Source organism: Escherichia sp. MOD1-EC7003 (assembly GCF_002965065.1).
In the GTDB taxonomy this organism is placed as follows: Bacteria; Pseudomonadota; Gammaproteobacteria; order Enterobacterales; family Enterobacteriaceae; genus Escherichia.
In genome coordinates this window covers 1-8,834 of sequence record NZ_PTRE01000147.1, presented here as the reverse complement: position 1 = coordinate 8,834, position 8,834 = coordinate 1, and the positions used below count along the sequence as shown (strand labels likewise).

At 51.5% G+C, this 8,834-nt stretch carries 9 protein-coding genes; 7 read left to right on the top strand and 2 right to left on the bottom strand.

Annotation, left to right across the window (positions count from 1 at the left end; all coding sequences use genetic code 11):
* Positions 1–322: 322 nt before the first annotated feature.
* The 5 genes from galE (at position 323) to gpmA (ending at position 5,536) form a co-directional block, all read left to right on the top strand.
* A complete protein-coding gene (galE, locus tag A7090_RS21550) occupies positions 323–1,339 on the top strand; it encodes a UDP-glucose 4-epimerase GalE (RefSeq protein ID WP_105275466.1) in 1,017 nt (338 codons plus the stop codon).
* A gap of 9 nt (positions 1,340–1,348) precedes the next feature.
* The gene (gene galT / locus A7090_RS21545; protein ID WP_105275465.1) at positions 1,349–2,395 is read left to right on the top strand and encodes a galactose-1-phosphate uridylyltransferase; all 1,047 of its coding nucleotides are present in this window, start codon (positions 1,349–1,351) and stop codon (positions 2,393–2,395) included.
* A 3-nt stretch (positions 2,396–2,398) separates the two neighbouring features.
* Complete coding sequence (gene galK / locus A7090_RS21540; RefSeq protein WP_105275464.1) at positions 2,399–3,547, top strand: galactokinase; 1,149 nt, start codon at positions 2,399–2,401, stop codon at positions 3,545–3,547.
* On the top strand, positions 3,541–4,581 hold the full coding sequence (gene galM, locus A7090_RS21535; protein WP_105275463.1) for a galactose-1-epimerase: 1,041 nt from the start codon (positions 3,541–3,543) through the stop codon (positions 4,579–4,581). The genes galK and galM overlap by 7 nt, the downstream gene beginning before the upstream one ends.
* Before the next feature lie 202 nt (positions 4,582–4,783).
* On the top strand, positions 4,784–5,536 hold the full coding sequence (gpmA, locus tag A7090_RS21530) for a 2,3-diphosphoglycerate-dependent phosphoglycerate mutase (RefSeq protein WP_001295305.1): 753 nt from the start codon (positions 4,784–4,786) through the stop codon (positions 5,534–5,536).
* 151 nt (positions 5,537–5,687) lie between these two features.
* Here gpmA and aroG read toward each other — a convergent pair whose 3' ends face one another.
* Positions 5,688–6,740 (bottom strand): 3-deoxy-7-phosphoheptulonate synthase AroG, encoded by a 1,053-nt coding sequence (gene aroG / locus A7090_RS21525; protein ID WP_105275462.1) that lies wholly within the window; start codon positions 6,738–6,740, stop codon positions 5,688–5,690.
* 315 nt (positions 6,741–7,055) lie between these two features.
* Between aroG and A7090_RS21515 the strand changes: the two genes are divergently transcribed.
* On the top strand, positions 7,056–7,436 hold the full coding sequence (locus A7090_RS21515) for a YbgS-like family protein (protein ID WP_105275461.1): 381 nt from the start codon (positions 7,056–7,058) through the stop codon (positions 7,434–7,436).
* Between the two features lie 113 nt (positions 7,437–7,549).
* Positions 7,550–8,485, top strand: coding sequence for a CDF family zinc transporter ZitB (gene zitB, locus A7090_RS21510; protein WP_105275460.1), 936 nt, complete (start codon positions 7,550–7,552; stop codon positions 8,483–8,485).
* On the opposite strand, the gene pnuC is transcribed toward zitB, so the two are convergent.
* Positions 8,482–8,834, bottom strand: a 353-nt coding sequence (pnuC, locus tag A7090_RS21505; RefSeq protein ID WP_198599602.1) for a nicotinamide riboside transporter PnuC, incomplete at its 5' end; no start/stop codon positions are given. The two genes, zitB and pnuC, sit on opposite strands and share 4 nt — an antisense overlap.

Genomic DNA, 8,834 nt, shown 5'->3' with positions numbered 1-8,834 from the left:
ACCTGATTAGCTCCCCTTATATCTCCGCCCGATTGGGCGAGGGTTTACGGGGCATTTGCTAAGTCGGTAATGCTGACAGTGCCGGATGCGGTGTAAACGCGTTATCCCGTCCACGGTTACACGCATCCAGGCATGAATACGCGACTTTTTTCAGATAAAAAGCGCAATCATTCGCAACCCCTCTGTTTTATAATCATTTAATCGCGCATATAAAATGACTAAATTCTTGTGTAAACGATTCCACTAATTTATTCCATGTCACACTTTTCGCATCTTTGTTATGCTATGGTTATTTCATACCATAAGCCTAATGGAGCGAATTATGAGAGTTCTGGTTACCGGTGGTAGCGGTTACATTGGAAGTCATACCTGTGTGCAATTACTGCAAAACGGTCATGATGTCGTCATTCTTGATAACCTCTGTAACAGTAAGCGCAGCGTACTGCCTGTTATCAAGCGTTTAGGCGGCAAACATCCAACGTTTGTTGAAGGCGATATTCGTAACGAAGCGTTGATGTCCGAGATCCTGCACGATCACGCTATCGACACCGTGATCCACTTCGCCGGGTTAAAAGCCGTTGGCGAATCGGTACAAAAACCGCTGGAATATTACGACAACAATGTCAACGGCACTCTGCGCCTGATTAGCGCCATGCGCGCCGCTAACGTCAAAAACTTTATTTTTAGCTCCTCAGCCACCGTTTATGGCGATCAGCCCAAAATTCCATACGTTGAAAGTTTTCCGACCGGCACACCGCAAAGCCCTTACGGCAAAAGCAAGCTGATGGTGGAACAGATCCTCACCGATCTGCAAAAAGCCCAGCCGGACTGGAGCATTGCCCTGCTGCGCTACTTCAACCCGGTTGGCGCGCATCCGTCGGGCGATATGGGCGAAGATCCGCAAGGCATTCCGAATAACCTGATGCCATACATCGCCCAGGTTGCTGTAGGCCGTCGCGACTCGCTGGCGATTTTTGGTAACGATTATCCGACCGAAGACGGTACTGGCGTACGCGATTACATCCACGTAATGGATCTGGCAGACGGTCACGTCGTGGCAATGGAAAAACTGGCAAACAAGCCAGGCGTACACATCTACAACCTCGGCGCTGGCGTAGGCAGCAGCGTGCTGGACGTGGTTAATGCCTTCAGCAAAGCCTGCGGCAAACCGGTTAACTATCATTTTGCACCGCGTCGCGCGGGCGACCTTCCGGCCTACTGGGCAGACGCCAGCAAAGCCGACCGTGAACTGAATTGGCGCGTAACGCGCACACTTGATGAAATGGCGCAGGACACCTGGCACTGGCAGTCACGCCATCCACAGGGATATCCCGATTAAGGAACGACCATGACGCAATTTAATCCCGTTGATCATCCACATCGCCGCTACAACCCGCTCACCGGGCAATGGATTCTGGTTTCACCGCACCGCGCTAAGCGCCCCTGGCAAGGGGCGCAGGAAACGCCAGCCAAACATGTGTTACCTGCGCACGATCCAGATTGCTTCCTCTGCGCAGGTAATGTGCGGGTGACAGGCGATAAAAATCCCGATTACACCGGGACTTACGTTTTCACTAATGACTTTGCGGCCTTGATGTCTGACACGCCAGATGCGCCAGAAAGCAACGATCCGTTGATGCGTTGCCAGAGCGCGCGCGGGACCAGCCGGGTGATCTGCTTTTCACCGGATCACAGTAAAACGCTGCCAGAACTCAGCGTTGCGGCATTGACGGAAATCGTCAAAACCTGGCAGGAGCAAACCGCAGAACTGGGGAAAACGTATCCGTGGGTGCAGGTATTTGAAAACAAAGGGGCAGCGATGGGGTGCTCAAACCCGCATCCGCACGGCCAGGTTTGGGCAAATAGCTTCCTGCCTAACGAAGCCGAGCGAGAAGACCGCCTGCAAAAAGAATATTTCGCCGAACAGAAATCGCCAATGCTGGTGGATTATGTTCAGCGCGAGTTGGCAGACGGTAGCCGTACCGTTGTCGAAACCGAACACTGGTTAGCCGTAGTGCCTTACTGGGCGGCCTGGCCGTTCGAAACGCTACTGCTGCCCAAAGCCCACGTCTTGCGGATCACCGATTTGACAGACGCCCAGCGCAGCGATCTGGCGCTGGCGTTGAAAAAGCTAACCAGTCGTTATGACAACCTCTTCCAGTGCTCCTTCCCCTACTCTATGGGCTGGCACGGTGCGCCATTTAACGGCGAAGAGAATCAACACTGGCAGCTGCACGCGCACTTTTATCCACCGCTGTTGCGCTCTGCCACTGTACGTAAATTTATGGTTGGTTATGAAATGCTGGCAGAGACCCAGCGAGACCTGACGGCAGAACAGGCTGCAGAGCGTTTGCGCGCAGTCAGCGATATCCATTTTCGCGAATCCGGAGTGTAAGAAATGAGTCTGAAAGAAAAAACACAATCTCTGTTTGCCAATGCTTTTGGCTACCCTGCCACTCACACCATTCAGGCGCCTGGCCGCGTGAATTTGATTGGTGAACACACCGACTACAACGACGGTTTTGTTCTGCCCTGCGCGATTGATTATCAAACCGTCATTAGCTGTGCGCCACGCGATGACCGTAAAGTTCGCGTAATGGCGGCTGATTATGAAAATCAGCTTGACGAGTTTTCCCTTGATGCACCCATTGTTGCGCATGAAAACTATCAATGGGCGAACTACGTTCGTGGCGTGGTGAAACATCTGCAACTGCGTAACAATAGCTTCGGCGGCGTGGACATGGTGATCAGCGGCAACGTGCCGCAGGGTGCCGGGTTAAGTTCTTCCGCTTCACTGGAAGTGGCGGTCGGAACCGTATTGCAGCAGCTTTATCATCTGCCGCTGGACGGCGCACAAATCGCACTTAACGGTCAGGAAGCAGAAAACCAGTTTGTTGGCTGTAACTGCGGGATCATGGATCAGCTAATTTCCGCGCTCGGCAAGCAAGATCATGCCTTGCTGATTGACTGCCGCTCACTGGATACCAAAGCAGTTTCCATGCCGAAAGGTGTGTCAGTGGTCATTATCAACAGTAACTTCAAGCGTACCCTGGTTGGCAGCGAATACAACACCCGTCGTGAACAGTGCGAAACCGGTGCGCGTTTCTTCCAGCAGCCAGCCCTGCGCGATGTCACCATTGAAGAGTTCAACGCTGTAGCGCATGAGCTGGACCCGATCGTGGCGAAACGCGTGCGTCATATCCTGACTGAAAACGCCCGTACCGTTGAAGCTGCCAGTGCGCTGGAGCAAGGTGACCTGAAACGTATGGGCGAGTTGATGGCGCAGTCTCATGCCTCTATGCGCGATGATTTCGAAATCACCGTGCCGCAAATTGACACTCTGGTAGAAATAGTAAAAGCTGTGATTGGCGACAAAGGTGGCGTGCGCATGACCGGCGGTGGATTTGGCGGCTGTATCGTCGCGCTGATCCCGGAAGAGCTGGTGCCTGCTGTACAGCAAGCTGTCGCTGAACAATATGAAGCAAAAACAGGTATTAAAGAGACTTTTTACGTTTGTAAACCATCACAAGGAGCAGGACAGTGCTGAACGAAACTCCCGCACTGGCACCCGATGGTCAGCCGTACCGACTGTTAACTTTGCGTAACAACGCAGGGATGGTAGTCACGCTGATGGACTGGGGTGCAACTTTACTTTCAGCCCGTATTCCGCTTTCCGATGGCAGCGTCCGCGAGGCGCTGCTCGGCTGCGCCAGCCCGGAATGCTATCAGGATCAGGCCGCGTTTCTGGGGGCCTCTATTGGTCGTTATGCCAACCGTATCGCCAATAGCCGTTATACCTTTGACGGTGAAACCGTGACGCTTTCGCCCAGTCAGGGTGTTAATCAGCTGCACGGTGGCCCGGAAGGATTCGACAAACGTCGCTGGCAGATTGTGAGCCAGAACGATCGTCAGGTGCTGTTTGCCCTGAGTTCAGATAATGGCGATCAGGGCTTTCCGGGTAATCTCGGCGCGACGGTGCAGTATCGTCTGACCGACGATAACCGTATCTCTATTACTTATCGCGCCACGGTTGATAAACCTTGCCCGGTGAATATGACTAACCACGTCTATTTCAACCTCGACGGTGCGCAGTCTGACGTGCGCAATCACAAGCTGCAGATTCTGGCAGACGAATATCTGCCAGTTGATGAAGGTGGCATTCCGCACGACGGCCTGAAATCGGTTGCCGGGACTTCTTTTGATTTTCGCAGTGCCAAAATCATCGCCAGTGAGTTTCTTGCCGACGACGATCAGCGCAAAGTGAAAGGTTACGATCACGCGTTCTTGTTACAGGCCAAAGGTAATAGCAAGAAAGTGGCGGCGCATGTCTGGTCAGCAGATGAAAAATTGCAGCTGAAGGTCTACACCACCGCTCCGGCACTGCAATTTTACTCTGGTAACTTCCTCGGCGGCACACCGTCACGGGGAACCAAGCCTTACGCCGACTGGCAAGGGCTGGCGCTGGAAAGCGAGTTTCTGCCGGACAGCCCGAACCACCCCGAATGGCCGCAGCCAGACTGCTTCCTGCGTCCTGGCGAAGAGTATTCCAGCCTGACGGAATATCAGTTTATTGCGGAGTAACTTTAAGCCCTCGCGATGAGGGCTTTCCCCTTATATTGCTCAAATAGCCAGCAAACACCGACATATTTGCAACTCATTATTCACAACAACCTTACACTGCGACACTATTTTCGCTATGGTTATGCGTAAGCATTGCTGTTGCTTCGTCACGGCAATATAATGAGAATTATTATCATTAAAAGATGATTTGAGGAGTAAGTATATGGCTGTAACTAAGCTGGTTCTGGTTCGTCATGGCGAAAGTCAATGGAACAAAGAAAACCGTTTCACCGGTTGGTACGACGTGGATCTGTCTGAGAAAGGCGTAAGCGAAGCAAAAGCAGCAGGTAAGCTGCTTAAAGAGGAAGGTTACAGCTTTGACTTTGCTTACACCTCTGTGCTGAAACGCGCTATCCATACCTTATGGAATGTGCTGGATGAGCTGGATCAGGCATGGCTGCCCGTTGAGAAATCCTGGAAACTGAATGAACGTCACTACGGTGCGTTGCAGGGGCTGAACAAAGCGGAAACTGCTGAAAAGTATGGCGACGAGCAGGTGAAACAGTGGCGTCGTGGTTTTGCGGTGACCCCGCCGGAACTGACTAAAGATGATGAACGTTATCCGGGCCACGATCCGCGTTACGCGAAGCTGAGCGAGAAAGAGCTGCCGCTGACTGAAAGCCTGGCGCTGACCATTGACCGTGTGATCCCTTACTGGAATGAAACCATTCTGCCGCGTATGAAGAGCGGTGAGCGCGTGATCATCGCTGCACACGGTAACTCCCTACGTGCGCTGGTGAAATATCTCGATAACATGAGCGAAGAAGAGATTCTTGAGCTGAATATCCCGACCGGCGTGCCGCTGGTGTATGAGTTCGACGAGAACTTCAAACCGCTTAAACGCTATTATCTGGGTAATGCTGACGAGATCGCGGCGAAAGCAGCGGCTGTTGCTAACCAGGGTAAAGCGAAGTAAACGTCATTCGCTTAAAAATGATAAAGCCGACTGCAAGTGAATCGGCTTTTGTTTTTGCACAAGGAGTGCGTAGCTGACAACGGAGCACATTGCCTGATGCGACGCTACGCGTCTTATCAGGCCTACAAACGTACAGTCACTGCACCAAACCTTACCCGCGACGCGCTTTTACTGCATTCGCCAGTTGCCGTAACAGAGCATCGGTATCATCCCATCCAATACAGGCATCGGTGATGCTCTTGCCATAGGCCAGCGGCTCCCCGCACTCCAGACTCTGATTGCCTTCCACCAGATGGCTTTCCACCATCACACCAATAATGGCTTTTTCGCCACCAGCAATCTGCTGGCAAACGTCAGTACAAACATCCATCTGTTTTTTGAATTGTTTGGACGAGTTAGCATGACTGAAATCGATCATCACCTGTGCTGGCAGGCCTGCTTTGTTAAGCCCTTCTTTCACTTCAGCAACGTGCTTCGCACTGTAATTAGGCTCTTTACCGCCACGCAGAATGATATGGCAATCGCCGTTACCGCTGGTGTTCACAATCGCCGAATGCCCCCATTTGGTTACGGACAGGAAGCAGTGCGGCGCACCGGCGGCATTAATGGCATCGATAGCCACTTTAATCGTACCGTCTGTGCCATTTTTAAAACCTACCGGACAAGAAAGACCTGACGCCAGTTCGCGATGCACCTGCGATTCCGTGGTACGTGCGCCAATTGCGCCCCAGCTCATCAGATCGGCGAGATATTGTGGGGTGATCATATCCAGAAACTCGCCTGCCGCCGGCAGACCGCTGTCGTTAATATCGAGCAGCAACTTACGGGCAATACGCAGGCCATCGTTGATCTGGAAGCTGTTATCCATATGCGGATCGTTAATCAGCCCTTTCCAGCCCACCGTGGTGCGCGGCTTTTCAAAATAGACGCGCATTACGATTTCCAGCTCATCTTTCAGCTCTTCACGCAGCGCCAGCAAGCGAGTGGCATACTCTTTAGCTGCGACAGGATCATGAATTGAGCACGGACCAATCACCACTAACAGGCGATCATCATTACCTTTCAGGATCTTATGGATCGCTTTTCGGGCATGTGCGACCGTATTCGCGGCATTTTCAGTAGCGGGGAATTTTTCCAGCAATGCGACAGGAGGAAGTAACTCTTTGATTTCTTTGATGCGTAAATCGTCGTTCTGATAATTCATGTCTGTTCCAGAGTTGCCATACTTATCTTAGTGAATGCAATACTTCCAATCTATATCTTCCGTCAGAATGTGTAAACGGGGTTTTACACTATGAACGGATTAATCCTGGAATCAGCAAAAAAAACGCCAGATTGTCGCGAAAAACGAGATCTCTCCTACAATTTCTAACTGTAACCCCTTTGTTTGTTAATTATTTCAAGATTCTTTGCTGGGTTTCATAACCTTGCTGAAATCTTAAACCATTGTCTTATATTCACCTGCAAATGCACTGTTGGAAGAGGTTATCCGACATAACGACCATAACAGGAGCATCCTATGAAAATGACTAAACTGGCCACACTATTTCTGACTGCCACTCTAAGCCTTGCCAGCGGTGCCGCACTGGCTGCCGATAGCGGAGCGCAAACCAATAACGGCCAGGCAAACGCCGCAGCTGAGGCGGGCCAGGTCGCCCCTGACGCTCGTGAAAATGTCGCGCCAAATAACGTCGACAATAATGGGGTAAATACCGGTTCTGGCGGCACAATGCTGCATCCGGATGGTTCTTCAATGAACAATGACGGCATGACCAAAGATGAAGAGCACAAAAATACCATGTGTAAAGATGGTCGCTGCCCGGATATCAATAAAAAAGTCCAAACCGGTGATGGCATCAACAATGATGTCGATACTAAAACCGACGGTACTACGCAGTAACCCTGCAAAATAGCCAATATCGGGAGAGCGGAGTCTCTCCCTTTTAATTTTTCCCTTCTAAAAGCAGTATGATGTCATAAAGTTAAGTGAGAATAATTAAGAGATGACTCGTCATGGCGCACTCACACACTTCCTCACACCAGCCAGAAGATAATAATGCTCGTCGCTTGTTGTATGCTTTCGGCGTAACTGCCGGGTTTATGCTGGTAGAAGTCATTGGTGGTTTTCTTTCCGGTTCTCTGGCATTGCTGGCCGATGCGGGTCATATGTTGACCGATACTGCCGCCTTGCTTTTTGCCCTACTCGCCGTGCAATTTTCCCGTCGTCCTCCCACCATTCGCCACACTTTCGGTTGGCTAAGATTGACCACACTCGCGGCGTTTGTGAATGCTATTGCCCTGGTGGTAATTACGATTTTGATTGTCTGGGAGGCGACAGAACGCTTCCGAACGCCGCGTCCGGTCGAGGGCGGCATGATGATGGCAATTGCCGTGGCTGGGCTGCTGGCAAATATACTTTCGTTCTGGTTACTGCATCACGGCAGCGAAGAGAAAAACCTCAACGTGCGCGCAGCGGCACTGCATGTGCTCGGGGACCTGCTGGGTTCGGTTGGGGCTATTATTGCCGCATTGATTATTATCTGGACCGGCTGGACACCTGCGGACCCCATTCTCTCAATACTGGTGTCGCTTCTGGTTCTGCGCAGCGCGTGGCGGTTATTGAAAGATAGCGTGAATGAGTTACTTGAAGGTGCACCGGTATCGCTGGATATCGCTGAACTGAAGCGTCGTATGTGCCGGGAAATCCCGGAAGTCCGCAGTGTGCACCATGTACATGTATGGATGGTAGGCGAGAAGCCGGTAATGACGCTGCATGTGCAGGTGATCCCGCCACACGATCACGATGCATTGTTAGATCAGCTCCAACACTACCTGATAGATCACTATCAGATTGAGCACGCCACCATCCAGATGGAATATCAACCTTGTCATGGGCCAGACTGCCACCTGAATGAAGGGGGGTCTGGCCATTCACATCATCACCATTAATGGGACAGCGCGCGTGAACCTCTTTCGCGTGCGCTGTTGATCCACATCCGGCTACCGTTGAGGGCAATAAACGTCAGGATCAGATACTCCAGCGACATGGCATAGACGCCCTGCAAGGCGAAAATCACCACGCTGATCACGTTAATGATGACCCACAATAACCAGTTTTCGACGTATTTTCGCGTCATCAGAATCATTGCTACGATGGATAATACCATCATGCAGGAATCCCAGAACGGGAAGGCGTCCGGTTGCAGTTCAGGCATAGCAACCTGTAATCCTGACGCTTTGTCAGCGCCAATGATATAAGACAGTAATTCACCATTTGGATTGTCCGCTCCACCCAACA